The following is a 22,735-nucleotide window of genomic DNA, read 5'->3' as shown; positions in this document are numbered from 1 at the left end:
CGAATCGGATTCCGACAAGAACTCCTCTGCTTTCTCTCTGGCAGAAAAACGCTTTTCAGCCTAAACTGGCAGCGCCGCACAAGAAAGGAGGGAATCAAGGAATGGCAGATGTCGAATGCCTATCGGACGAGCTGGGCTGCGCCAGCAGAAGCAGGCCGGCCTTCGGTTCCGCGCCGGCGGCCGACGAGCGGTTGGCTCGGGTCGTCCGCTATATTCACGAAAACTACGCGCAGCCGCTTTCCCTGTCGCTGCTCGCCAAGGAATTCCATTTCAGCCCGTTTTATCTCAGCAAGCTGTTCAAACGGACGGTCCGGCTCACCTATCGGGATTATCTCGCCACGGTCCGCATCATGAAGGCGCAGCAGCTGCTGCGCGAGACGCCTTGGAAGGTCAGCCTCATCGCCGAGAAGGTCGGCTTTCGCGATCCGGCTCGCTTCGGCAAGACGTTCAAGGCGCAGACCGAGTGCACGCCTCTGCAGTATCGCAAAAAGCACCGGAAGGACCCGCTTCGCTTCCCGGCTCAAGGCCGGAGCTGACCAAAAAAAGCATCCCGCGGCGGGCGCGGGATGCTTTTTTGGTCATGGCTTATGGCGTATACAGGTCGGGAACGGGCTGAGCCGCCATCCCTTCTCCCAAGTAGAAGCCCGTATGGGGAGGCTGGTTGTAGGCGACGTTCTGCCAGGCGATCGACAGCCGATAGACCGGATCGTGCATCAGCGTATAGAAGCGATGGCTCGTCTCGTACGGCGTCGTGTAGATGCGCAGCGCCGAGTTGTCGCTCTTGCGCCAGATGACTTCTTCCCGCCAGTCGCCGAATAGATCGGCCTGCAGGCTCGGCGTGCCCTTCGTATGGTTGTTCGACAGCGTGCCGGAGGCGGTCAGCAGATTGGTCACGCTCGAGGTCGCGTAGTTCCACTTCTCGATCTTGCCGACGCCCGTGCTCGTGCTGCCGCTCCACGTATGATCCAGCAGCTCGCGCTGCAGATCGCCGTCCCACCAGATGCCGAAGTTGACCGAGGCTGGGGACGAATTCGTAATCAGGACCCCTTTGGCCGTCCGCAAGCCGACCCCGTTCGTGGCCCACATCTCCTCGCCCAAGTAGCGCGGATCGATGTCCGCCGTCATGCCGCGTCCGGTATCCGCGCTGGCCGTGACGCTCCATAGGATCGCGCCCGTTTTCGGATCGTAGGAATAGGCGCCGTAAGGCGAGCTTTCGTTGACCTTGAACACCTCGAGGCCGGGACGGGACGGATCGAGATCGCCGACATGCAGCGCATCGCCATGCCCTCTGCTCGTGTTGACCAGCTTCGTTCCGTTGTCATCGACGACGAACGCGCCGTATACGATCTCATCCTTGCTGTCGCCGTCGACGTCGGCGACGGCCAGCTGATGATTGCCCTGTCCGGCCGTTCCCGCATTGGCCGAGCTGTTGCTGTCGAACGTCCAGCGCTTAGTGAGGGCGCCGTTGCGCCAGTCGTAGGCGACCAGCACGGCGCGGGTGTAATAGCCTCTGGCCATGACGATGCTCGGCCGGACTCCGTCCAGGTAGGCGACGCCGGCGAGGAAGCGGTCCACCCGGTTGCCGTAGCCGTCGCCCCAATCGCTCACGTTGCCGCGCGGCGGGTCATAGCTGACCGTGGATAGCGCAGCTCCCGTATTGCCTGCGAATACGGTCAAATATTCCGGCCCGGCCAAAATGTAGCCGCCGCTGTTGCGATGATCGGCTGTGGCGCTTCCGATCGTTACATTTGTGCCGTCCACCGTGCCGTCGGCTGTCTTGCAGACGACCTCCGCCTTGCCGTCTCCATTGAAGTCATAGACGAGAAACTGCGTATAATGCGCGCCAGCGCGGATGTTCCTGCCGAGATTGATCCGCCAGAGGCGGGTGCCGTTCAGCTCGTAGGCGTCCAGATACACGTTGCCGGTATAGCCGCCTTGCGAATTGTCCTTCGCATTGGTCGGGTCCCATTTCACGACGATCTCGTAGCTTCCATCTCCGTCCAGATCGCCGACGCTCGCGTCATTCGGCTGATACGTGTAGCTGACGCCGTCCGGAGTCGTTCCCCCGGCAGGGATCTGGAGCGGCACGTCCAGGTAGTTGTTCGCCCACACCGACGCCGGCGGCGATGCCGCCTGCTCTACGCCTCCGACGATGGCGCGAACCGTGTAGCTCGAAGAGGTCGTGCCGGCCGCATCGAGGTAGTTCGTCTTGGAGGTGATCGGACTGGCGTTCACCTTCGTGCTTCCGCGGTACAGATTGAAGCTGACCGAGCCGGCGTCCGTGCCGAGCAGCCTCCAGCTCACCAGCACGCCTCCATTGATCTTGACCGCCGTCAGGCCGCGGTCGAGCTTCTCCATCTGCCTGGCCGCGGCGGCCTGAGCGGGAGCGCTCGTCAGCAAGGCCGTGCCCAAGATAGCGCTGGACAGGGCGATTACAGCCCATTTCAGCGGCTTGCGGTACCATGAGTTCATCAATTTCTCCTCCTTGTTTCATTAAAATAGCGATGGCGTCGGCTATGCGTTCCGACGGGTTGCATTCTCGCCTCCCCTCTTAATGTAAACGCTATCATTTATTTTCGCCCTTAGTGTAGCATCGAAAGGTTCACGGAAACAGGGCGTTTTTTGCCTTTTTCAAGAAAAACAGGTTTATTTTGTCCGTATATTCGACTTGCCTGCCGTCCGATCGGCATGGAAAAGCCTCCGTCTTCTGCGCATGGCAGGAACAGAGGCTTCATCACGTGACGCGGCTTGCAAGCCCGCGATACTTCCCCGGGCGGCGCTCGCCGCAGAGCAGCGCCGTCAGCGCGGCTGCTGCAATCCGCGTACCCAGGCCAGCGCGGAGTCCAGGCTGTCTCCGTCCACTTCTTCCAACGACAGGTCGAGGAGCGGCTTGGCCGCATGCAGCCGCGCGAGAAACGGCTCCGTCGCGAACTGTCCCTGGCCTGGAGGCAGGTGGCGCAGCTCGGAGCCGACGATAGCCGCATCCTTGAGATGCGCGAGCACGATCCGGCTGCCGAACCGCTCGAACGCCTCGTCGAGAAACGCTTCCTGATCATCCATGAGGCTGACAGTCAGCAGGTTGACCGGATCGAACACGACGCCAAGCGTCGACGAAGGCACCTCGCCCAGCAGCCGCTCCATCTTGGCTGCGCTGGACAGCGTATGGTAACTGACCGGCTCCAGCCCGATCGTCACTCCCCAGCGCTCCGCTTCCTCGGCCAGCTCCTCTACCGTCTCCTTGAGGACGCTCCAGCCGAACGCTTCGTAATCGTCCGGACGCCGGCTCGCATACGTCTGGAGCGATGCCGTCTCCGTCGCCACGATCGGCGCGCCGAAGTCTCTGGCGAACCGCAGATGCTCCTTGAACCTCCCGATTTCGCGCCTGCGCGCCTCCGGATCGGGATGGATCGGATCGATGTAGCAGCCCAGCACTCCGATTCGCACGCCGACGCGCTCAAATTGTTCCGCGATATGGTTGGCAAGCGCCGGACTGAGCTTGCCCGGGCTCGTGTCGATATCCGCAATCGCCTTGGAGAGCGCCAGCTGCACGAAGTCGATGCCCCGGCCGGCAAGCTTGCCGGTCAGCTCGCGCAGCGGCAGCCGGCCGACCGTATGCGCCAATGTGCCATAACCCATCTGCCCATTCTCCTTCCCGCTGCAGACTCGCCATCTCATACAGAAGACGCGCAGCATCTTCATTTTACAATGCCCATGGTCCAAAAACCCGGCTGAAATCAGTGAAAAACGGTTGCAAAACAGACCCCCTGAACCGTCCTTGGAGCTGAAAAGCCTCCAAAGCCGATTCAGGGGGCAGCCATTCCTTTTAGCTAGCCCGCTGCTCCGCCGCGGACCGGCGCGAGCAGGAACCAGCGCGGATCGGAACCGAGCCTCCGGTCATGCTTGAATTCGCTGCCTTCCGCCAGAATCAGCTCGCCGCTCTGGCGATCCTCCGCCATCGCCAGCGCCAGTCCCGATTGCCGGTGGATCAGCATGCCCCTCTCCTCGTCGATCGGCAGCAGGCTCCATTCATGCTCGCCGGCCGCTTCGGCGGCGGCCAGCATGACCTTCCTCTGTTCGGAGTCCGCTCCAAGGTAGCGTCCCGTACGGACATTCCGAAGGCGCATGCTTCCCTCGGCGGCGGGCTCGACCGCCCAGATCTGCTCGTCAGCCTGATAATGGAGATTCGTGACGATCGCCGCTTCGCCGTCCGCTGCGAGGTACAGCCGCTCGCCTACGTCGCGGATTCGGATCCGCTGCTCCTCCGGCTCTTGGACGACAGCCTCGACCCGCCCCGTCTCGAAGTCGATCTCCAGCGTATCCGCCCAGCGCATCTCCATCGTCCGGTCGTCCGGAAACTCCAGCAGAAGCAGCGCATAGCCGGACTGCTGGTAGTCGGTCGGATCCCAGCGGTCTCCCAGGTAGAGATAAGAGGTCGTCTCCGTGCCGCGTATCGGCACGATGAACGTCGGCTGCGTGTCATAGGTCGTCGCGTCGCCAAGCGGCAGCAGCGGCGACCATCGGCCGGTCAGGCTGTCCGCGTACGCATAGGCTCCAGGATTGGGATGCCAGCCCGTGCAGGCCGAGGTCGTCATGAAGTAGACGCCGCCTCGCTTCATCACCGCCGGGGCCTCCCGGTATTGACCCGGCCACAGCGTCTTGACGAGCTCCTCGATGACCAGGTAGTCGTCCGACAGCCGATAGACGAGCAGATCCGCATTTTCCCTGGCCGCCGACAGGAAGTAAGCCGTGCCGTCGTCGTCTTGGAACAGCGTGCAGTCCCGGGACATGTGGCCGATCGGATTGAAGCTGCCGCGATACGTATAGTCGCCGTCGACCGTGTCGCAAGTCGCGACCGCGCAGCGGGCATCGCGATAGTCGTTGCCGTTCTCCCAATGCATCCACATGACGTATTGCCCCGTCTTGGCGTTGAACAGCACCTTCGGCCTTTCGATATTGGCCCCGATGGCCGTCGAATACGGATTCAGGTCGAGCGAGGAGCGGCAGTAGAGCGGCTCGACGTCGGAATCCAGCGTCAAAATGTCGCCTCGCCATTCCCAGTCCGACAGCGTCCGGGACCGGTAGCAGCTCACCTTGCGGCGGCCGGTCCGGTTCTCGCCGAACAAATAATAGAAGCCGTTGTCGTACAGGATGCCTCCGCCATGCGCATGGAGCGGCTCCCCGTCCTGGTCCAGCCACGGCGCACCGTTTCGGTTTTGGATGATCTGCGTTCGGCTCATGCTTGCTTCCCCTCCGTCAGGCGCTAATTCATTCCGATCTGGTCCATAATGTCGACTTTCTTGACGTCGCTGTACCATTCATTCACTTCCTTGGCGATCTGCTCGCCGCCCTTCGCATACCATTGCTTGACGAAGGTGTCGAACGCCTCGAGAGGCTCCTTGCTGTAGATGATTTTCGTAAAGGTCTCCTGCTCCATCGTGTTGAGCTGCTCCAAAGAGCTTTGCATCGTTTTCGTCGGAGGCCCGTTGAACGCGTTCGGCAGCAGCACATCCGCGTTCTCGTAGGAGATGACGTAGCCTTTTTGAGTCGTCGCATCGTTCGAGTCCGATCGCATCAGGACGCCGTTGTCCGGCTTCACGCCTTGTGCGAGATCATAGAACGATTTGCCGGGACCGTCGGCGGTCGGCATATTTTTCGTGAAGGACATCTTTCCGACGCTCTGCACCGCATCCAGCGGCTTGTTGAACTTCTGCGGATCGAAGGTGACCTCGCCGTTCACAATATCGTAGTCGTACCCTTGGGCATAGCCGTACACGAAGTCTCCGGTGCCGAACGCCGCATCGTACAGCTTGTCGTAGTAAAGGAAGAAGGCATCCATCTGGTTGAAATCCTTGTTGAACATGAATACGCCGTCATTGAGCTGGCCCGACTGGTACGTCTTGCCTCCGTCGATGCCGTTGATCGTCGGATAGACCTCGATCTTGGCGCCTTTGACGTTCTTCTCCACGTCTTTGACCGAGCCGTACAGCCAAGGACGGCCTATGATGATGCCGGCCTTGCCTTCCGTGAAATCGGCCAGCGCGTCCCAAGCGCCTTTCGTCGCCAGCTCCTTGTTCAGATACCCTTTGGAGTACCAGTCCCTCAGCTTGGCCAGCGCTTCCTTGTTGCCCGGATCGACCGAGCCGTAGACGAGCTTGCCGCTGCTGTCCTCATTCCACTGGCGCGGGATGTTCTTGCCCGTAAAGGCGCTGAAGATCATGACCGGATCGCTGACCCAGCCGGTATTGTAGGAATCCTTGCCGGACAGCGTGAAGCCGTACGTGTCTTTCTTGCCGTCGCCGTCCGGATCTCCGTCCGTAAAGGCGGCGATGACCTGCTCGAACTCCTCGATCGTCGTCGGCGCCTTCAGCTTCAGGTTGTCCAGCCAGTCTTGGCGGATCAGCATGACTTCGCCTTCGGTCAGGTTGGGCGCGATCGCCATGCCGTATACCTTGCCGTCCCGGATGACCGGATTAAACGTCATCGGATATTCCTTGTAGATCTTTTTCAGCCGCTCCGGCATGTAGGACTTGATGTCCTCCGTGATTTCCTTCACGCGTCCCGACTGGATCAGGTCGTTGGCCAGCATCGTATCGTAGACCGGGATGATGTCCGGCAGCTGCTCGGAGCCGGTCAGAGCCAGCCTCAGCTTGTTGTTGTATTGAGCCCCGTCTCCGCCGAGCAGCGTCGTTTCGACCTTGATGCCGAGCTTCTCAACTCCCCAGCGAGTCAGCACATTGTCGTTCAGGCTTTCGCCCGGCAGGTACTTGCCTGCGTTCTCGTCCTGCTGCTTGGCGATCTTCAATGTAATCGGAGGATCGAACTTGCCGTCCTTCAGGGTGCTTCTCTTTTCGGAGGAAGGCTGGTCGCCGCCGCTGCAGCCGGCGAGGAGGCTTGCCGACAGAAGGGCCGTCATCAGAATCGAGCTGGCTTTTTTCATCGTTCTGTCCCCTTTTCGTTGTGTGCTTTATATGGGTTGAGTCATTGAAGCCGCTACTCTTTTACCGCGCCCATCACGATCCCTTTGACAAAATACCGCTGGAGGAACGGATACACCAGGATGATCGGCAGCGTGCTGATGAAGATCTGCGCCGCCTTGATGCTCTGCTCGGCCATCGCGTCGACTTCCGCCTGGCTCATCGCCAGGTTCTGCATCGTGTTCTGGACGACGACCGTCTGCAGGAACGACGCCAGCGGATACCGCGAGGTGTCGGACATGTAGAGGAGGCCGTCGAACCAGGAGTTCCAGTGGCCCACCATGATGAACAGCGCGACCGTCGCCAGCCCGGGCAGGGACAGCGGCAGATAGACGCTTCGGAAGATCACGAAGAAGGAGGCTCCGTCGATGAACGCCGCTTCCTCGAGCGCCTTCGGAATCGTGCGGAAGAAGTTCATGAGCAGGATCAGGTTGTACGCTCCGAACGCTCCCGGCAGCACGAGCGCCCAGATCGTATCCTTCATGCCGAGGCCGGTCACGAGCAGATACGACGGGATCAGGCCGCCGGAGAAGAGCATCGTGAAGACGAAGATCCACATCAGCGCATTCCTGCCGCGGAACTCCTTGGACAGCGCGTAACCGGCCGTCGTCAAGATGGCCATGCTGATCGCGGTGCCCAGAATCGTCCGGATGATCGAGATCATCATCGAGCCGGTGAAATTGGAGTTGTTGAACGTCTTGACGTAGGCATCGATCTGGAAGGACACGGGCCAGAACGAAACCATATTCCCGTTGATGGCCGCTTTGCTGCTGAATGACTGGGCCAGCAGGTGGAGGAGAGGCAAGAAGCAAGACAGTGCGATCACGATGAGAAGGAGATGATTGAAGATCGAGAATACCTTGTATCCCGTCGTTTTATGGTACAATTCGCACCCTCCTTTTTAGAAGATCCTGTAGTTGGCGAACTTGTAGGCGAAGCGGTACGATAGGACGATCAGGATGAGGCTGATGACGGACTTGAACAATCCGACCGCGGTGCCGAAGCCGTATTGTCCGTTCAGCAGCGAGGAGCGGTAGACGTAGGTGTCGATGATGTCCCCGGTGCTGTACACAAGCGGATTGTACAAGTTGAAGATCTGGTCGAAGCCCGCGTCCAGGATGCCTCCCAGGCTCAGCGTGGCGATGACGATGATCATCGGCAGCATCGACGGCAGCGTCACATGCCTGATCTGCTGGCGCCTCGTCGCGCCGTCGATCTCGGCCGCTTCATAATAAGAGGGATCGATTCCGGCAATGGTGGCGAGATAGACGATCATGCCGAAGCCGAAGTTTTTCCACAGGTCGCTCAGGACGACCGTCGGCCGGAACAGAGACGGATCGCCGAGGAAATAGATCGGCTCGGTTCCGAGAACGCTTGTCAGGATGTGGTTGATGCCGCCTTCCAAGCCCAGGATGTCGATCATCATGCCGGCCACCGTCACCCAGGACAGGAAATGCGGCAGGTAGACGAGCGTCTGGATGCTCTTCTTGAGCCCCATGCTCCGGATCTCGCTGAGCAGGATGGCCGTCACGATCGGTACGACGATGCCGACCGAGATTTTAGACACCGCGATGATCAGCGTATTGTAGATGGCCTGAGAGGCCTCTTCGTACTGGAAGATCCTGCGGAAGTTATCCAGCCCGATCCAGCTCGATCCTGTGAGGCCGAGCCACGGCTTGTAATCCTGGAAGGCCATGATCAAGCCGACCATCGGACCGTAGGCAAAGGTAAGCACAAAGACTAATGCGGGCAGGCACATCAAGTAAAGCGGCCAGCTGGCTCGGATTTCCTTGCTCCATGGCTTCTTGCTGCTCCTGACGGAGCGGACCTTTTTCGTCGTGCCGGGCACGGGTTGCGTCGTGCTGTCGATGGTCATCCCCTCCTCATGTAACCGGTTTCTGCAATCATCTTAGCAAAAGCGCCTCCACTCCGAAATGTCCCGATTTTAACATCATGGCTATAATCTGAAGCACTTTAAGAGCGCTTTCATCATTTGCTGGAAACGGCTTTTTCTTTTTGGAAATCGAGCTTATGATAAAGGGAACGGAACCGATCTAGCTCTGCGCCGCGGAAAGGAACGCTACCATGAGAAGAAAAGTCACGATGAAGCAGTTCATCTATTTCTTCATCATTTATTTCCTGCTTACGCTCGCCCTGTTCATCGTCATGAACCAGCTCAGCTCCCGCACGGTCGAGTCGAGCCTGATCCATTCGTCCAAAAACCAGATGGAGTATGCGGACGAAATTCTGGACGGCATCATTTCGGAAGCCGCCCTGTATGGAACCCGCTTCGTCTCCGACATCGACGTCCGCTTCTATCCGCAGCAGCGGCGAGAGCTCGGCAATTATGACTATCAGATGAAGAAAAACGAGATTCTGCGCCGCCTGGAGGACATCCTCATCTCCAGCCATGTCGTCGAGTCCATCGGCATCTATTGGCCATCCGACGGCACCTTCATTACGACAAGCCATGACTTGCTCGCCAGCCAGATCTACCAAAAGGTCCATGCCAAAGGGTGGCAGACGGTCGGCGGCAGCCTGTACTATTTCGCCAAATATCCTTATATCCAGACGGATGCCGGAGCGTTTCCTGAACCGTATATCGTCGGCGTCCAGCTGAAGACGGACTACCTCCGAAGCCTGCTCGGCAAAGCGGTCAGCGATGCCGCCAGCTCGAATGCCTTTTATGTCGTGAACGGAAAGGAGCTGTGGAGCAACCGGAAGGTGGATGAGCAAATCGCCGCCGCCATGCCGGAGCTGCTCGTCGAAGGCATCGGAGACGGCATCCAAGACGGCGAGATTCGGAAGTTCGACTACAAGTCGAGCGAAGGCGACTTCTACATCCTCGCCCAATACATCGCGCAGATCGACACCTATCTCGTCACCTACACGCGCATGAGCGATTTCCTGCTCCCGCTCGACCGCAACCGGCAGGCCTTTCTGCTCAGCATCGCGGCCGTCGTCTTGCTCGGACTGTTCGTGATCCAGATGTTCTACCGCAATTTCTATCGGCATGTCCATCTGCTGCGCAAAAAGTTCCAGCTGGTCGAGCAAGGGAACTACAATACCCGGATCCCGCACAAGAACGACAATGAATTCTCGAGCCTGTTCAACGGCTTCAACCATATGATGGGAGAGATCCAGGGGCTGTTCGCCTCCCTCGAGACGGAGACGGAGCTGAGGCGGACAGCCGAGTTCAAACAGCTGCAGGCCCAGATCAATCCGCATTTCCTGTACAACAGCCTCTTCTACATCATGTCGGTCGCCCATTCGTCTCCCGATGCCATTATTAGGATGAGCAAGCACCTCGCCGAATATTACCGGTATATGACGAGACTGGACACAAGGCCGGCCTCCCTCGCTTCGGAGCTCCAGCTGGCGGAGCACTACCTGGCGATCATGTCTCTCAGCAAGCAGATCCGCTACGAGATCGACCTGCCGCCCGAGCTGGCGGATCAGCCCGTCAAGCCGCTGATGATTCAGCCGCTCGTGGAGAACGCGATCCAGCACGGCATCGAAGGACGGCAAGGCGCCTGCGAGGTGTCGATCCAGGTCCGGCATGGCGAGGAAGGGAGCGTCGTCATCGCCGTCTCCGACGACGGCAAGGGACTCGAGCCGGCCGAGATCCAGCTGCTGGCGGAGCGGATCGAGCGCAGCGAGCCTCCGGAGGGAGATCGCGGCATCGGGCTGTGGAACGTCAGCCGCCGATTGAAGAATACGTACGGCGAGTCGAGCGGCTTGCGCTTCGTCGCCAACAGCCGGGGCGGGCTGTCCGTGCTCATGACGATCGCTTCGCAGACGGAAGGAGGAGGATGAGATGCGGGTACTGATCGTGGATGACGGGCATTATGTCGTGGAGTATTTGAAGCATCTGCTCGATTGGAAAAGCTTCGGCATCCACCAAGTGGAGACGAGCACGAATTCGATCGAGGCCTGGGGGCTGCTGGACGGGAACGGCATCGACCTGCTCATTACCGATATCCGGATGCCGGAGGTATCTGGCATCGACTTGCTGGAGCATATCGACCGCTCCAAGCTGAAGACGAAGGTCATCTTTTTGTCCGGATACTCCCAGTTCGACTACGCGCAGAAAGCGATCCGCCTCGGCCTCCTGGACTATCTGCTCAAGCCGGTCGACAAGGACGACATGGAAAAAGCGGTCCGGCATGCGACCGAATCCGTGCGCGAGCACGAGCGGACGCGTCCGCTCGAGTGGGAGCGGTTCGACGGCTTGCGCTTCCTGCTGTCGATCGTCGCCGAGAGCCGAAGCATGGCGAGGGAGGACGAGCCCGCCCTCCGCCTGCTCGGGGAGGAGCCGTTCTGCTTCTTCAGGCTGCCGGAGCCTTCGGACATGGAGGAGGCGTCCGTGAGGGACCGTCTGGGCAAATTCGACCGCTTCGCCTGGAGGACGGAGTCCGCGCTCTCCGGAGCGATGCCCCATGCCGCCGCCGAGGCGCTCGCCGGACGGATCGGATCGCTCGCTTTTTCCGAGCCGTTCTCGTTCGCCCATCCGCATCAGGTCCGGCATCGCTTCTATTCGTTCTTCCTCCAGGAGAACGTGAGCTTCGCCGAGGTGGAGCGCATCTCCAAGGAGCTGCCGAGCATCGGGGAGAAGGAGCCGCAGGGGAAGCTGTGGAGCAAGCGGTACGACCAGCTCGACGGGGCCAAGCAGCAAAAGATCTACGTCATGGAACTCATCGCGAGCCTGCATGCAGGCAGCGGGCCCGACCGTACGGCCGATGCCGCCGAATGGATCTTCGACCTGCTGCCCGATCCGCAGCTCGCCTTTCAAGCGATCGTGCGCGACAGGAGCGAGACGGAAAAGAGCAGCCGGCACTGCAACGCGAACGTCGTGCGGATGGTCCGCGACTACGTCGATGAGCATCTGGCCTGCGGCCTGAGCCTGGAGGAGCTCGGCGAGCATGTCCATCTGCATCCGGTCTATTTGTCCAAGCTGTACAAGCAGGAGACCGGCCAGAACCTGTCCGCCTATATCGCGCTGAGACGGCTGGAGAAGGCTTCCCGCCTCCTGAAGGAATCGAGCCTGCATGTCGCCGACATCTCCCGGATGGTCGGGTACAAGAAGCCGCAGTATTTCATCAAGCTGTTCAAGGACGAGTACGGCATCACGCCCCACCAGTACCGCAGGCTGCAGCTGGGGTGAGCGGCGCCGGCTCCGCAACAAAAAGCCTCCGCCTCCTGCATCCGGCAGGAGGGGAGGCTTTTTCATCATGCGATTGTTCTAGCGTCTGGCGCCAGGCTTTTTCCAGAACGCCGCCAGGCTGTAGATCAGCCCCGTGATGGCCAGGCCTGTGATCAGGCCCTGCCAGAAGTCGCTCAGCGGCGTGCCGAGGCGATGGACGAGCAGGCTGGCGACGACGAGCACGAGCGTAGCGATAGGAACGATCAATTTCATGGCATTCTCTCCTGTCCGATAAAAGATGGCGTTCCAAATATCCTCAAGCGTTGATGGCGTTGATGCCGAGCAAGACGAGGGCTCCCGTCCCGACCGCCCACACGACGATGGCGACGGTCTGCCATAGGACGACGGACCGCTTGGGCGCGCCGGAGGCGATGCAGATGAGAGCGGCGATATGATCGCCGATCAGCAGCGGCCCGAGGAGGGATACTCCGGGCACGCCGTATTTATGAAACAGCTTCTGGCCTTTCTGCCAGCGCTTGTTTTCTTTTTCCTGCGTCCGCTGCGACTTGCTCCGCCCCTGCATCCACTGGCGGAACCGGTCGCTGGCCAGGATGACGGCCATCACGGACACCCAGTTGCCGACGATGGCCGCGCCGATCGTCAGCAGCGCCGGGAAGCCTACGGCGATCCCGAGCGGGACCGCGAAGTAGCCCTCGAGAAACGGAATCATCGCGACGACCATGACCCCGAAAAATTGAACCAGCGGATTGGATTCTCTAAGCTGTTCAAAAAACGATTCGAATTCCAACGAATTTACTCCCCTTGAGATCAGATTTTATAGGCCTTCATCGCCTTGCGCAGCTCCTTGAAGCTCGGGCGCTTGCCGTAGAGCAGCACGCCGGTGCGGTAGATCTTGGCCGACAGCCAGCCAAAGACGTAGATGCTGACGAGCATGATGAGCAGCGAGAGGCCGATCTCCCAGTATTCGACGCTGCCGACGCCGGAGCGCAGCACCATGACGTACGGCGAGAAGAACGGGATGAACGAGGTGATCTTCACCAGCATGCTGTCTGGAGCGGCCAGGTTGAACATGCCAAGGTAGAAGCCGCCGAGCGACAGGAACGTGAGCGGCATGACCGCCTGGCCGAGATCCTCGGTGCGGCTGACGAGCGAGCCGACGGCCGCGTACAGCGTCGCGTACAGGAAATAGCCGGTCAGGTAGAACAGCAGCGCCACGATCAGCAGGTCGGGGCTGACCTCGGACAGATGGATGTTCATGTCCCCGAGCGCTCCCTTGTTCGTCGGCAGGCTGACGTTGACGAAGACGGCCAGCACGTAGATCGCGATCTGCAGCAGGCCGACGAGGAACATGCCGAAGATTTTGCCGAACATGCTGTTCAGCGGCGATACGCTCGTGATGAGCACCTCCATGATGCGCGAGCTCTTCTCCGTCGTCACCTCGCTGGCGATGATCTGTCCCGTCGCCATGATCGACATGAACAGCAGGAACAGGATCGCGTAGACGAGGCCCATGTTGATGCCCTGCTGGGTAGCGGAGCGTCCGTCCTCCTCGCCGGTGCCGGCGTTAATCTGCACCGACTTGACGTCGACCGGCGAGTAGAGCAGCTGCTTCTGCTCGGGCGTCAGGCCGGCGGCGTTCGCCTTGACGAGCTGCAGTCCGGCCCGCAGCTCCTCGGCGGAAGAGCCGTCCATCATCTTCTCGGACTTGTAGACGGCGTCGTAAAAGCCCGTGTCCGCGTTCGGCTGGAGCTGGATATAGCCGTCGATGCGGCCGTCCGCGATCGCAGCCTTCAGCGCGGCTTCATCCGCGGCCGCATCGCCGGAGGCGTCGATCGGCACCATCGCGAGGCTGCGCGCCTCCTCCGGCTGGGAAGCGAAATACTCCTCCAGCCAGCCGCCGACGAGCGTCGGCGTGACGCGGCTCTCCGCCGCTTCGGCCTGAACGGACGCGTAGCCGACCTGCTTGGCGCTGGAGCCGCCCTCTCCTTTGAACAAGGAGATGATGTAGGGCAGGTTGATGACGAGCGAGAGGATGGCGACGAGGATGATCGTCGTAACGATGAACGCCTTGCCTCTCGTCTTGTTGCGGAACGTGAATCCGGTTACGTTCAGGAAATCATTCATGCGTCTCACCTACCGTCTTGATGAAGATTTCGTTGAGCGTCGGCTCGAGGATCTCGAACCGGCTCACTTCCGCCTGCGCCATCGCATGGCGCAGGATGCCCCTGCCGGACGCCTCGTCGGCGATCCGGATCTCCCAGCCTCCCTGCTCGAGCGCCTTTACGCCGAGCACGCCCGGCAGCCGCTCCAGTCCGTCGATGTCGCCGTCGGCGGCAAGCCGCACCTTTTCTCGCGGGAAGCGGCCCTTGATCTCCTTGAGGCTGCCCCCCAGCACCTCATTGCCGTACCGCAGGATCGTGATCTGGCGGCACAGCTCCTCGACATGCTCCATGCGGTGCGTCGAGAACAGGATCGTCGAGCCGTTGTCGCGCAGCTCCTTGACCGTCGCCTTGAGCAGCTCGACGTTGACGGGGTCGAGGCCGCTGAACGCCTCGTCGAGGATGAGCAGCTGCGGCTGGTGGATGATCGTCGCGATGAACTGGATCTTCTGCTGGTTGCCCTTGGACAGCTCCTCCACCCGCTTGCCGTAATACTCCGGCACGCCGAAGCGCTCCAGCCACTGCTTGAGGCTCCTGTCGGCGTCGGCCGCCGACATGCCCTTGAGGCGGGCGAGATAGACGAGCTGGTCGCTCACCTTCACCTTCGGGTAGAGGCCCCGCTCCTCCGGCAGGTAGCCGATGCGGCGCAGCTGCTCCTTGGAGTAAGGCTTGCCGTCGTACAGGATCTTTCCTTCGTCCGGGAAGATCAGTCCGAGCACCATGCGCATCGTCGTCGTCTTGCCGGCGCCGTTCGCACCGAGCAAGCCGTAGATCTCCCCGCGGTCCACCTCCAGGCTGATGCCGTTCACGGCGGTCTTGTCTCCGTACTGCTTGACGACCTGGTCGACTACTAGCGGCTTCATCGTTCGCATTCCCCCATTCGTTGGTAAAAAAAGCTCATCGCGCCTGCCGGATCAGCTGCTCCATGATCTCGTCGAGCTCGAGGGCGCGCTGGCCGGTGATCGGCAGCCCTCGCTCCCGGCACCAGCCTTCCGCCTCCCAGGCCCGGCTCGTCACGACCCGGCAGGTGCCGCCTCCCGACTCCTCGGCCCGGACAAGGCCGGGCAGGTCGGCGACATCGCCTTCCGACACGGCGCCCCCGAGTCCCGGACCGACGTAGAACCGGTGCCAGGAGGAGAGCAGCTCATCCTTCTCGTACACGCCGATGATCCGGCCGTCCGCCATGATCGCGATGTAGTCGGCCAGCCGCTTGACCTCGTCCAGAATATGCGTGGCCATCAGGATCGTATGCCGCCCCCGCTCCATATAGCGGTGCAGCTCGCCGACCAGCTTGCGCCAGGACAGCGGATCGAGCCCCGAGGAAGGCTCGTCGAGCAGCAGCAGCTCCGGCTCGCGGGCGAGCGCCAGCGCCAGCTCGAACTTGCGCCGCATGCCCTTGGACATCTTGCCGAGCCGCTTGGACGGCTCCACCTCGAATTCCCGCAGCAGCCGCTCGAACTCGCCTTGATTCCAGGCCGGGTACCAGGCGGAGACGAACTCCGCCTGGCTCGTGCCGCGGAGCGAGGCTTCGATCTTGCTGTCCTCCTCCGGCACATAGGCCATCCGCCGCTTGAGCTCCGTATCGTCGAGGCCATCGCCGACGCGCTCTCCGAGCAGGCGGATCTCCCCCTCGTCCGCCGCCGTCAGGCCGAGCAGCAGCCGGAACGTCGAGCTCTTGCCGCTGCCGTTCGGGCCGACGATCGCGGTGACGCAGCCGACCGGCGCTTCCAGGTTCAGCGGCCCGAGCCGGAACGCCTTGCGCAGCTGGACCGCCCCGTGGAGCCATACCGCCGCTCCCGCCGTTTCCCGCTCGGCGGCTCTCGCTTCCGTGTTCATCTCCCGCATGCCAGCCTCTCCCTTCTCCGTCATGATGGGTCCTGCCTATCGCCTGTCTTCGGTCCGCAGCGCCGGTCCAGCTCGACGGCGAACAGCCGCTCCAGCTCCGCCCGCTCCAGCCCGGCGGCCAGTCCGGCGTCGACGGCCGCGCGGATCGCTTCCTCGGCCGATTGCCGCAGCTGCCTCGTGCCCGCCTCGGAATCGACCTTGGCGACAAAGGTGCCGCTGCCCTGGCGAGAGCGCAGCAGCCCCTCGGCCTCGAGATCCTGATACACCCGCCGGATCGTGATGAGGCTGCAGCCGAGCGACTGGGCCAGCTCCCGATTGGACGGGAGCAGCGTATTTTCGGTCAGCTGCCCGCTGACGATGAGCGCCCGCAGCTGCGATTCGATCTGATGATACAGCGGTTCCGCGCTGTTGTCGTTGATTTGGATGGGAAGCCGCACGGCCGCACCTCGTTTCGTTCGTTATCGCCCTCAGGCGTGCAGGCTGCGCCTGCCGATCGAGCGCGCCATCAGCCGCTGGACGACGAGCGTGACCGCCGCTCCCGCGGCTGCCGTCGCCAGCATCGGCAGCCAGCGGCCGGCCGCGGCCTGCTCCAGCGCCCAGCGCATGATCTCGAAGCCGCTCACGGAGAGGACCACGCCGACGCCGATGAGGACGACCGTGACGACGGAGCAGAAGAACAGGTAGCGCTTGCCGTCCATCACGATCTCCATCCAGGCGTACAGGCTCCCTCCCGCCGCCGCATAGCCGATCCAGAACAGCGAGTAGAGCGCCATCCCGGCTGGATCGACCTCATGCCTCAGCACCATCGCGTATTGAAGGACCAGCAGCAGCAGCAGCGACGGCACGAGCAGCGACAGCATCGTCAGCAGCCGGCCGGCCGCGATCTGGCTGCCGGTGATCGGCAGCTGCCTCCATGCGGCGAGCTTGCCGGACATATAGTTCAGCCGCCATCCGCCCAGCGTCGCCCGGTTCAGGAAAAAGCCGAAGCAAGGCAGAAGCGCCAGCATGATGAAATTGGCCGCGCCGCCCGGGTACCAGGCGCCGTCCCTCGCCTGCGGCTCGGTCACATCGCCGAGCAGCGGAATGGTCATCAGCGTGAAGTACAGCACCAGGATCAGGTTGAACCAGGATCCGTGTCCGGCCAGGCTCCATTCGTATCGGGCCAGCCTGACGGCCCCTTTCCACGTGCTCACTTGCGTAGCCTCCCTGTGCGCCCCGGCCGCCAAGCGGCCCTATTCGGTCTATATAATGTATATATCTTTATATACACTATACACAGCGTTTCCTGCTTCTGTCAATAGGTCGAGACGATAAAAAACCCGCATCGCCCCGCCTCCTCGGCGGGTTCGATGCGGGCTGCCGCATGCGGCGGCGCTGGTCACAAGCGATCGCTTGGACGCGGCGCAATTCAATCGTTCGGCCAGCTCGGCCAAGAGGCGGAGCGGCGGCGCTATCCGCCACGGACCGGCTCGCCCCGACTAGACGGATTCGGCCGCCTCGGCCTTTTCCTTCAGCCGCTCCAGCTCCTTCGACACCTTTTCGATCATGCCGATGAACAAGCCGAGCTCCGTGGAGCTCGCCGCCTGCTCCTGCGCCGCTCCCGACGTTTCGGCGGAGAGCGCCTGCACGCGGGACAGCGCGGCCGTGATCGCCTCCAGCTTGTCCTGGATGAGGTCGAGCGACTCCTTGGAGTGCCGGGCAAGCTTGCGCACCTCGCCGGCGACGACCTCGAAGCCTCGCCCGGCCTCGCCGGCCCGAGCCGCCTCGATGGCGGCGTTGAGCCCGAGCAGATGGGTCTGCTCGGAGATGCCGTTCATGACCGAGCCCATCGATTCGATGCCGCCGATCTGCTCGCCGAGCAGATCCAGCTGCGCCATCGTCTGCTCCTGCGATTCTACGGTCCGCACCGCCAGGCGGCCGACCGTATCGGCGCTGCGGCCGACCTGCTCCATGCCGGCGGCCAGCTCCTGCACGGCGGCGTTGACTCCGTGCAGGATGTCGCTCTGGCTGTCGCTGATGCGCTGCAGCTTCGCCTTTTCGTCCCGCTCGTACGCCTCCAGCACGAGCTGGGAGTCGAGGTTGAACATCTTGGTCAGCGCATGCAGCACCGGCCGCCAGCGGTCCGGCAGCGCCGCCGCCAGATGCGCGGAGGCGAGGTCGAGATAGATCATGTACGTGCCGAGATACCACTGGCTCGTCAGTCCGATCCGCGAGTGGATCGCGCCAATCTTCAGCCTCTCCTCGAAGTAGCGTTCATCGATCGCGCCCTCCGTCATCGACAGGAAATAGCGCTTCTGCGCCCCCATGAGCCGGTCCAGCGAGCTGTGCCGCTCGATCAGCGCCTTCAGCTCGGGCTGCCGCACGATCTGCCCGTAAAGCGCCTCCACGATGCCGTCGGCCGCCTCCTCGAAGACGGGCGCCGCTCCCCGCAGGAGCTGCAAGTCCTCTTCCTTCAGTCCGATGTAGTCCAGCTGTTTCTGCCTTGCTTCGGATAAGGCGATCACCGTGTCCATCTCCTTGTTGCGCGATGTAGTACCATCTGACTCATATCGGATTGCGATCCGGGAAAATGAAGGGCGTCCGCCGCCAGGCGGACGCTCCTGCCTCCTGCTGCCGGACGCGCTCAGCGGCTGCCGGCGAGCAGCTCCTCGACCTCATGCGGCCTCGGCAGCGCCGCGATCGCGCCCGGCCGCGTCGTCGTAATCGCCGCCGCCGCGTTGGCGTAGGCGAGCAGCTCGCGCGCCGCCCGCTCGTCGATGCCGGAGCGGAAATCCGGCCGCCGCTGCACGCCGTACAGCAGCGCTCCGATGAACGAGTCGCCCGCCGCCGTCGTATCGACCGCCTTCACGGCATGGCCGGGCACGTCCGCGCGGAAGCCGCGGCTCAGCCACGTCGCGCCCGCCGGGCCGCGCGTGTAGATGACATGCTCGACGTCTCCGGCCAGCAGCGAGCTCAGCGCCTCCTCCTCGTCGTCGATGCCCGTGATGAACGCGAGCTCCTCGTCGCTGATCTTGACGATCCGCGCGAGCGGCAGGAACTCCAGGATCGCCTGGCGGCAAGCTTCCGGCGACGGCCAGAGCGGCAGCCGCACGTTCGGATCGAAGCTGACGATGCCTCCCGCCTCGCGGCACCTGGCGATGGCCGCTCGATGGGCCTCCTTGACCGGAGCGTCGATGAGGTCGACCGAGCAGAAGTGGAGCACGTCTCCTGCCGCGAACCAGTCGCCGATCTCCTCCGGCCGCAGCAGCATGTCCGCGCTCGGGCTGCGGTAGAAGCTGAAGTCCCGGTTGCCGTCTTCCTTGAGGCTGACGAACGCCAACGCCGTATTCGCCTCGCGTGTGCGAAGGACGCGCGTCGTGTCGACGCCGACCTCGTCCATCGTCTCTACGAGGAAGTCTCCGAACGCATCCTCTCCGAGCTTGCCGATGAAGGCGCTGGCTCCGCCGAGGCGGGCGACCGCGCAGGCGACGTTGGCCGGAGCGCCGCCCGCCGCTTTCGAGAAGGCCGTCACCTCCTTCAGTCCGACTCCCTTCTCCGCCGGAATCCAGTCGATCAGCGCTTCTCCGATTGTGAACACGCGACTCATCCTTCGCCTCTCCTCTCGATGCTTCCGATGCTCGGCCATCACCCTTGATATGCGCATTATAGGATGAGCCGGCATCATGTGTCAAACGTTTGACATGACAGCTGAAAAATAAGCTCTCCCGCGCGGCCGAAGCCGCCTCGGAGAGCATCAGGTCGTGCCGCGCTGGACCAGCGTGACCGGCAGCGGCCTCGCCGGCTCGAGCGGAATCCCCTCCAGCTGCCGCACCAGGCAGTCGACCGCCAGCGCCGCCATGTCCGCAAGCGGCTGGCGGATCGTCGTCAAGCCGGGCTGCAGCCAGCGGCTGACGCCGGAGTCGTCATAACCGACGAGCTTGATCCGTTCCGGCACGCGCCAGCCCGCCTCGGCGCAGGCTCGCAGCGCATAGGCCGCCATCAGATCGCTCGTAAAGAACAGTCCGTCCGCCCGGGGATGCTGCTTGAGCACGCGCGCCATCAGCTTCGGATAGCCGGTCTCGTCCAGCGCGTCCCCGACCGTCTCGACGATGTCGGCCTGCACGCCGGCTGCGCGAGCGGCTTGCAGGAAGCCGCTCGCGCGCCCGGCCGTGAACATGTCCGGCTTGTAGCGGCCGCTGACCATGATGAGCCTGGAGCAGCCTCTCTCGATCAGATGCTCGGCCGCGAGGCGCCCTCCCTGCTCGTTGTCCGAGGTGAACCACGGAATGTCGGGCGAGAGCCTGCGGTCGAAGCTTGCCATCGGCGCCTTCAGCTTGCGGTATTCCTCGACGTCCAGCTCATGGCTGCCGAGGATGATGCCGTCGACGCGGTTGCGCGCCAGCAGCCCGAGCAGCTCCCTTTCCTTGGATGCGTCGAACCCGGAGTGGCAGAGCATGAGCTTGTAGCCGCGCTCGCAGGCCGCGGCCTCGACATGATGGGTCAGCTCGCCGAAAAAGGGATGCGCCGTCGTCGGCACGATCAGGCCGAACACATGCGACTGCTTGCGCAGCAGCGAGCGGGCGATCTCGCTCGGCTCGTAGCCGAGCTCGTCCATCGCCCGCCGCACCTTCGCTCTCGTCGCCTCGCTGATATAGCCCCGGTCGTTCATGACCCGGGATACCGTCGTCACGGACACGCCCGCTCGGGCCGCGACATCATGGATGGTCGCCATGCGCAGCGCTCCTTACAGCCGGAACAGGATGTCGAATACCGGCTTCGTATGTCCGCCCGGATACATGATGTACAGCATGATGTAGACCGCCACGCCGGTGATCGCGGTGATGAACCAGATGACCGAGGTGACGCGTCCGAGCCGGCGGTGCTTGGCGAACTTCTCCTTGAAGCCGAGCGTGAGCGTCGTGATGCCGAATACGGCTGCGACCGTCGCCAGCACGATGTGGAAGATCAGGAAGACGTAATAGTACGGGGCGAGGCTATCCGGGCCGCCCCAATCCGTATTGCCGACAAGCAGCGTACGGGACGAATAGATGATGAAGAACACGATCGCGGCGATGGCGCCGGCGATCATCATTTTTTTGTGGGCCTCGAGCCGGCGCTTGATCGCCAAGCTCCAGCCGATGGCGACCAGAATGGCGCTGACGACGATGAAGAATGTGCTGATGGTCGGAAATAACGTGTACAGATCCAAGCTGATTCCTCCGCTTCGGGATGTAGGCGCGCGAGCCGTCCGGTCAGACCGGATCGGCTCCGCGCACGTCGCTGTCGTTGCCGGCATTTTCGTGGCGGTACCACTGGGCGAAGATGATGCCCAGGATGCAGCCGTACATGATCTCCTGTACGAGCTTCATCAGGATGCCGCCGAGCTGCTGGTCTTCCTTGGCGCTCATGAGGTTGAAGAACATCGGCCCCTGGAAATTGTCCAGCAGCCATTTTGTGTCGCCGGAGACGCAGAAGCTCATTGCTTGCGCCCAGACGTTCGGATCGTTGTACACCGCGTACATGGACTCTCCGGCGAAGATGATGAGCGCGCAGGCCGGCGTCAGCAGCACGCCGCTTGCGAATACGTAGGCCATCTTGCGCAGGCCGTTCAGGCGCGTCCACTCCGGCACCGGAGAGGTGATCTGCCACCACATGATCATCGCGGCGATGAAGAGCGCCAGATAATACGCCTCATGCAGCCAGTAGCGCGTCATCACATAGTCATGGATGTCCGGCAGATGGTAGAGCGAGAACAGGACATTGAACAGCAGCAGAGAAAAGATCGGGTTCATGACCGGGCTCAGCCGCTTCCAGAACGGAGCGCCGAAGGCCGAGCGCCATATGTACGCGGGCGTGCCCAGGATAAGGAGCGGCGGCGCGATCAGATAGCTGATCGACATGTTCGCCATATGGAAGCTGAACATGAGATGGCCGAGCAGATTGAGCGGTCCGCCCTGCGCGAGATAAAGCAGCACGAGGCCGGATACGGCCATCACCTGCTGCCAGAAGCTCGGCCGTTTCTCCAGCGGATGATGCTTTTGCCTCCACGGTCCGATCAGGTAGAAGTAGCCGATCAGCATCGCCAGCATAATGAAGAGCAGCCAAGGGCTCCAGAGCGCCTTGAAGCTGAAGTATTCGAGTCCAAGCATAACGATTCATCTCCTTCAAGCTTACTTTACCGGATGCGGACAGCCAAGGCAAAGGGCAATATTGCGAACGCTGTCATGCCCGCCGCCAAAATAAAAAAGAGGAGGTCTGCGGGCAGACGCTCCTCTATGGTCATGCGCGGCTTACCACCAAGTCCAGTATTCCGCCATGATGACAATCGTAAACACGACGAACACTCCGGTGAGAATGCCGACGATCGGGAACAGATGTCCCCGGTCCTTCATATGCATCCAGAAGCCCATCTGGATGATAACCTGCAGCACGGCCATGACGAGCAGCAGGATGTACGTGAAGGAGGCGTTGATCTCTCCGCCGATGACCGTCGCGAAGGCGACGAGCGTCAGCAGCATCGAGAAGATGTAGGCGACGATATGCTTGCGCGGGCCTTCGTGCTTATGCCGCTTGGCGGGTTCTTCGGAATGGGTCGTATGATTGGCTGCCATTCG

22 protein-coding genes are annotated in these 22,735 nt (G+C 62.0%); 3 read left to right on the top strand and 19 right to left on the bottom strand.

What is annotated here, in order from left to right:
- Positions 1 to 101 precede the first annotated feature (101 nt).
- Entirely contained in the window at positions 102 to 536 is a 435-nt protein-coding gene (locus B8V81_RS14765) for a helix-turn-helix domain-containing protein (RefSeq protein ID WP_052333562.1), read from the top strand.
- Between the two features lie 49 nt (positions 537 to 585).
- Here the strand turns inward: B8V81_RS14765 and B8V81_RS14760 are convergent, their stop codons facing one another.
- The 6 genes from B8V81_RS14760 to B8V81_RS14735 form a co-directional block, all read right to left on the bottom strand.
- On the bottom strand, positions 586 to 2,472 hold the full coding sequence (locus B8V81_RS14760; RefSeq protein WP_180968458.1) for a rhamnogalacturonan lyase: 1,887 nt from the start codon (positions 2,470 to 2,472) through the stop codon (positions 586 to 588).
- A gap of 327 nt (positions 2,473 to 2,799) precedes the next feature.
- The gene (locus tag B8V81_RS14755) at positions 2,800 to 3,636 is read right to left on the bottom strand and encodes a sugar phosphate isomerase/epimerase family protein (RefSeq protein WP_028600351.1); all 837 of its coding nucleotides are present in this window, start codon (positions 3,634 to 3,636) and stop codon (positions 2,800 to 2,802) included.
- A gap of 191 nt (positions 3,637 to 3,827) precedes the next feature.
- The gene (locus tag B8V81_RS14750) at positions 3,828 to 5,237 is read right to left on the bottom strand and encodes a family 43 glycosylhydrolase (RefSeq protein WP_101808628.1); all 1,410 of its coding nucleotides are present in this window, start codon (positions 5,235 to 5,237) and stop codon (positions 3,828 to 3,830) included.
- Between the two features lie 23 nt (positions 5,238 to 5,260).
- Positions 5,261 to 6,937 carry a type 2 periplasmic-binding domain-containing protein gene (locus B8V81_RS14745; RefSeq protein WP_101808627.1) on the bottom strand — a complete coding sequence of 559 codons (1,677 nt, stop codon included), beginning with the start codon at positions 6,935 to 6,937 and terminating at the stop codon, positions 5,261 to 5,263.
- Positions 6,938 to 6,990: 53 nt separating this feature from the next.
- Positions 6,991 to 7,860, bottom strand: a complete 870-nt coding sequence (locus tag B8V81_RS14740) for a carbohydrate ABC transporter permease (protein ID WP_101808626.1) — start codon at positions 7,858 to 7,860, stop codon at positions 6,991 to 6,993.
- A gap of 15 nt (positions 7,861 to 7,875) precedes the next feature.
- A complete protein-coding gene (locus tag B8V81_RS14735) occupies positions 7,876 to 8,733 on the bottom strand; it encodes an ABC transporter permease (protein ID WP_244912821.1) in 858 nt (285 codons plus the stop codon).
- A 326-nt stretch (positions 8,734 to 9,059) separates the two neighbouring features.
- Here B8V81_RS14735 and B8V81_RS14730 point away from each other — a divergent pair, with 326 nt between their 5' ends.
- Both B8V81_RS14730 and B8V81_RS14725 read left to right on the top strand, forming a co-directional pair.
- Entirely contained in the window at positions 9,060 to 10,790 is a 1,731-nt protein-coding gene (locus B8V81_RS14730; protein WP_101808624.1) for a sensor histidine kinase, read from the top strand.
- A 1-nt stretch (position 10,791) separates the two neighbouring features.
- The gene (locus B8V81_RS14725) at positions 10,792 to 12,138 is read left to right on the top strand and encodes a response regulator (RefSeq protein WP_101808623.1); all 1,347 of its coding nucleotides are present in this window, start codon (positions 10,792 to 10,794) and stop codon (positions 12,136 to 12,138) included.
- 78 nt (positions 12,139 to 12,216) lie between these two features.
- On the opposite strand, the gene B8V81_RS25300 is transcribed toward B8V81_RS14725, so the two are convergent.
- From B8V81_RS25300 to B8V81_RS14665, 13 genes are all read right to left on the bottom strand, one after another.
- Positions 12,217 to 12,390 (bottom strand): hypothetical protein, encoded by a 174-nt coding sequence (locus tag B8V81_RS25300; RefSeq protein WP_153782959.1) that lies wholly within the window; start codon positions 12,388 to 12,390, stop codon positions 12,217 to 12,219.
- 43 nt (positions 12,391 to 12,433) lie between these two features.
- The gene (locus tag B8V81_RS14720; protein ID WP_028600346.1) at positions 12,434 to 12,925 is read right to left on the bottom strand and encodes a small multi-drug export protein; all 492 of its coding nucleotides are present in this window, start codon (positions 12,923 to 12,925) and stop codon (positions 12,434 to 12,436) included.
- Between the two features lie 20 nt (positions 12,926 to 12,945).
- Complete coding sequence (locus B8V81_RS14715; RefSeq protein ID WP_028600345.1) at positions 12,946 to 14,262, bottom strand: ABC transporter permease; 1,317 nt, start codon at positions 14,260 to 14,262, stop codon at positions 12,946 to 12,948.
- A complete protein-coding gene (locus B8V81_RS14710; RefSeq protein WP_028600344.1) occupies positions 14,255 to 15,160 on the bottom strand; it encodes an ABC transporter ATP-binding protein in 906 nt (301 codons plus the stop codon). The genes B8V81_RS14715 and B8V81_RS14710 overlap by 8 nt, the downstream gene beginning before the upstream one ends.
- A 34-nt stretch (positions 15,161 to 15,194) precedes the next feature.
- Positions 15,195 to 16,142 carry an ABC transporter ATP-binding protein gene (locus B8V81_RS14705; RefSeq protein WP_244912769.1) on the bottom strand — a complete coding sequence of 316 codons (948 nt, stop codon included), beginning with the start codon at positions 16,140 to 16,142 and terminating at the stop codon, positions 15,195 to 15,197.
- Between the two features lie 20 nt (positions 16,143 to 16,162).
- Positions 16,163 to 16,579, bottom strand: a complete 417-nt coding sequence (locus tag B8V81_RS14700) for a GntR family transcriptional regulator (protein ID WP_028600342.1) — start codon at positions 16,577 to 16,579, stop codon at positions 16,163 to 16,165.
- Positions 16,580 to 16,609: 30 nt separating this feature from the next.
- A complete protein-coding gene (locus tag B8V81_RS14695) occupies positions 16,610 to 17,335 on the bottom strand; it encodes a hypothetical protein (protein ID WP_028600341.1) in 726 nt (241 codons plus the stop codon).
- A gap of 285 nt (positions 17,336 to 17,620) precedes the next feature.
- Positions 17,621 to 18,646 carry a globin-coupled sensor protein gene (locus B8V81_RS14690; protein WP_028600340.1) on the bottom strand — a complete coding sequence of 342 codons (1,026 nt, stop codon included), beginning with the start codon at positions 18,644 to 18,646 and terminating at the stop codon, positions 17,621 to 17,623.
- 119 nt (positions 18,647 to 18,765) lie between these two features.
- A complete protein-coding gene (locus B8V81_RS14685) occupies positions 18,766 to 19,728 on the bottom strand; it encodes a PfkB family carbohydrate kinase (protein ID WP_028600339.1) in 963 nt (320 codons plus the stop codon).
- A 147-nt stretch (positions 19,729 to 19,875) separates the two neighbouring features.
- On the bottom strand, positions 19,876 to 20,853 hold the full coding sequence (locus tag B8V81_RS14680; protein WP_028600338.1) for a LacI family DNA-binding transcriptional regulator: 978 nt from the start codon (positions 20,851 to 20,853) through the stop codon (positions 19,876 to 19,878).
- Positions 20,854 to 20,865: 12 nt separating this feature from the next.
- Positions 20,866 to 21,330 carry a DUF420 domain-containing protein gene (locus tag B8V81_RS14675; RefSeq protein ID WP_028600337.1) on the bottom strand — a complete coding sequence of 155 codons (465 nt, stop codon included), beginning with the start codon at positions 21,328 to 21,330 and terminating at the stop codon, positions 20,866 to 20,868.
- Between the two features lie 43 nt (positions 21,331 to 21,373).
- Entirely contained in the window at positions 21,374 to 22,270 is an 897-nt protein-coding gene (ctaG, locus tag B8V81_RS14670; RefSeq protein WP_028600336.1) for a cytochrome c oxidase assembly factor CtaG, read from the bottom strand.
- 141 nt (positions 22,271 to 22,411) lie between these two features.
- Positions 22,412 to 22,732 (bottom strand): cytochrome C oxidase subunit IV family protein, encoded by a 321-nt coding sequence (locus tag B8V81_RS14665; RefSeq protein WP_028600335.1) that lies wholly within the window; start codon positions 22,730 to 22,732, stop codon positions 22,412 to 22,414.
- Positions 22,733 to 22,735 lie beyond the last annotated feature (3 nt).

The sequence above is a fragment of the Paenibacillus pasadenensis genome (assembly GCF_002864175.1).
In the GTDB taxonomy this organism is placed as follows: Bacteria; Bacillota; Bacilli; order Paenibacillales; family Paenibacillaceae; genus Paenibacillus_O; species Paenibacillus_O pasadenensis.
This window is presented reverse-complemented; position numbering and strand designations above follow the sequence as displayed.

Coding starts and splice junctions, on each gene's coding strand:
- B8V81_RS14705 (WP_244912769.1), bottom strand. CDS start 16,142: ATGCGGGAGATGAACACGGAAGCGAGAGCCGCCGAGCGGGAAACGGCG.
- B8V81_RS14760 (WP_180968458.1), bottom strand. CDS start 2,472: ATGAACTCATGGTACCGCAAGCCGCTGAAATGGGCTGTAATCGCCCTG.
- B8V81_RS14715 (WP_028600345.1), bottom strand. CDS start 14,262: ATGAATGATTTCCTGAACGTAACCGGATTCACGTTCCGCAACAAGACG.
- B8V81_RS14735 (WP_244912821.1), bottom strand. CDS start 8,733: ATGTGCCTGCCCGCATTAGTCTTTGTGCTTACCTTTGCCTACGGTCCG.
- B8V81_RS14665 (WP_028600335.1), bottom strand. CDS start 22,732: ATGGCAGCCAATCATACGACCCATTCCGAAGAACCCGCCAAGCGGCAT.
- B8V81_RS14710 (WP_028600344.1), bottom strand. CDS start 15,160: ATGAAGCCGCTAGTAGTCGACCAGGTCGTCAAGCAGTACGGAGACAAG.
- B8V81_RS14755 (WP_028600351.1), bottom strand. CDS start 3,636: ATGGGTTATGGCACATTGGCGCATACGGTCGGCCGGCTGCCGCTGCGC.
- ctaG (WP_028600336.1), bottom strand. CDS start 22,270: ATGCTTGGACTCGAATACTTCAGCTTCAAGGCGCTCTGGAGCCCTTGG.
- B8V81_RS14680 (WP_028600338.1), bottom strand. CDS start 20,853: ATGGCGACCATCCATGATGTCGCGGCCCGAGCGGGCGTGTCCGTGACG.
- B8V81_RS25300 (WP_153782959.1), bottom strand. CDS start 12,390: ATGAAATTGATCGTTCCTATCGCTACGCTCGTGCTCGTCGTCGCCAGC.
- B8V81_RS14685 (WP_028600339.1), bottom strand. CDS start 19,728: ATGAGTCGCGTGTTCACAATCGGAGAAGCGCTGATCGACTGGATTCCG.
- B8V81_RS14765 (WP_052333562.1), top strand. CDS start 102: ATGGCAGATGTCGAATGCCTATCGGACGAGCTGGGCTGCGCCAGCAGA.
- B8V81_RS14730 (WP_101808624.1), top strand. CDS start 9,060: ATGAGAAGAAAAGTCACGATGAAGCAGTTCATCTATTTCTTCATCATT.
- B8V81_RS14750 (WP_101808628.1), bottom strand. CDS start 5,237: ATGAGCCGAACGCAGATCATCCAAAACCGAAACGGTGCGCCGTGGCTG.
- B8V81_RS14745 (WP_101808627.1), bottom strand. CDS start 6,937: ATGAAAAAAGCCAGCTCGATTCTGATGACGGCCCTTCTGTCGGCAAGC.
- B8V81_RS14725 (WP_101808623.1), top strand. CDS start 10,792: ATGCGGGTACTGATCGTGGATGACGGGCATTATGTCGTGGAGTATTTG.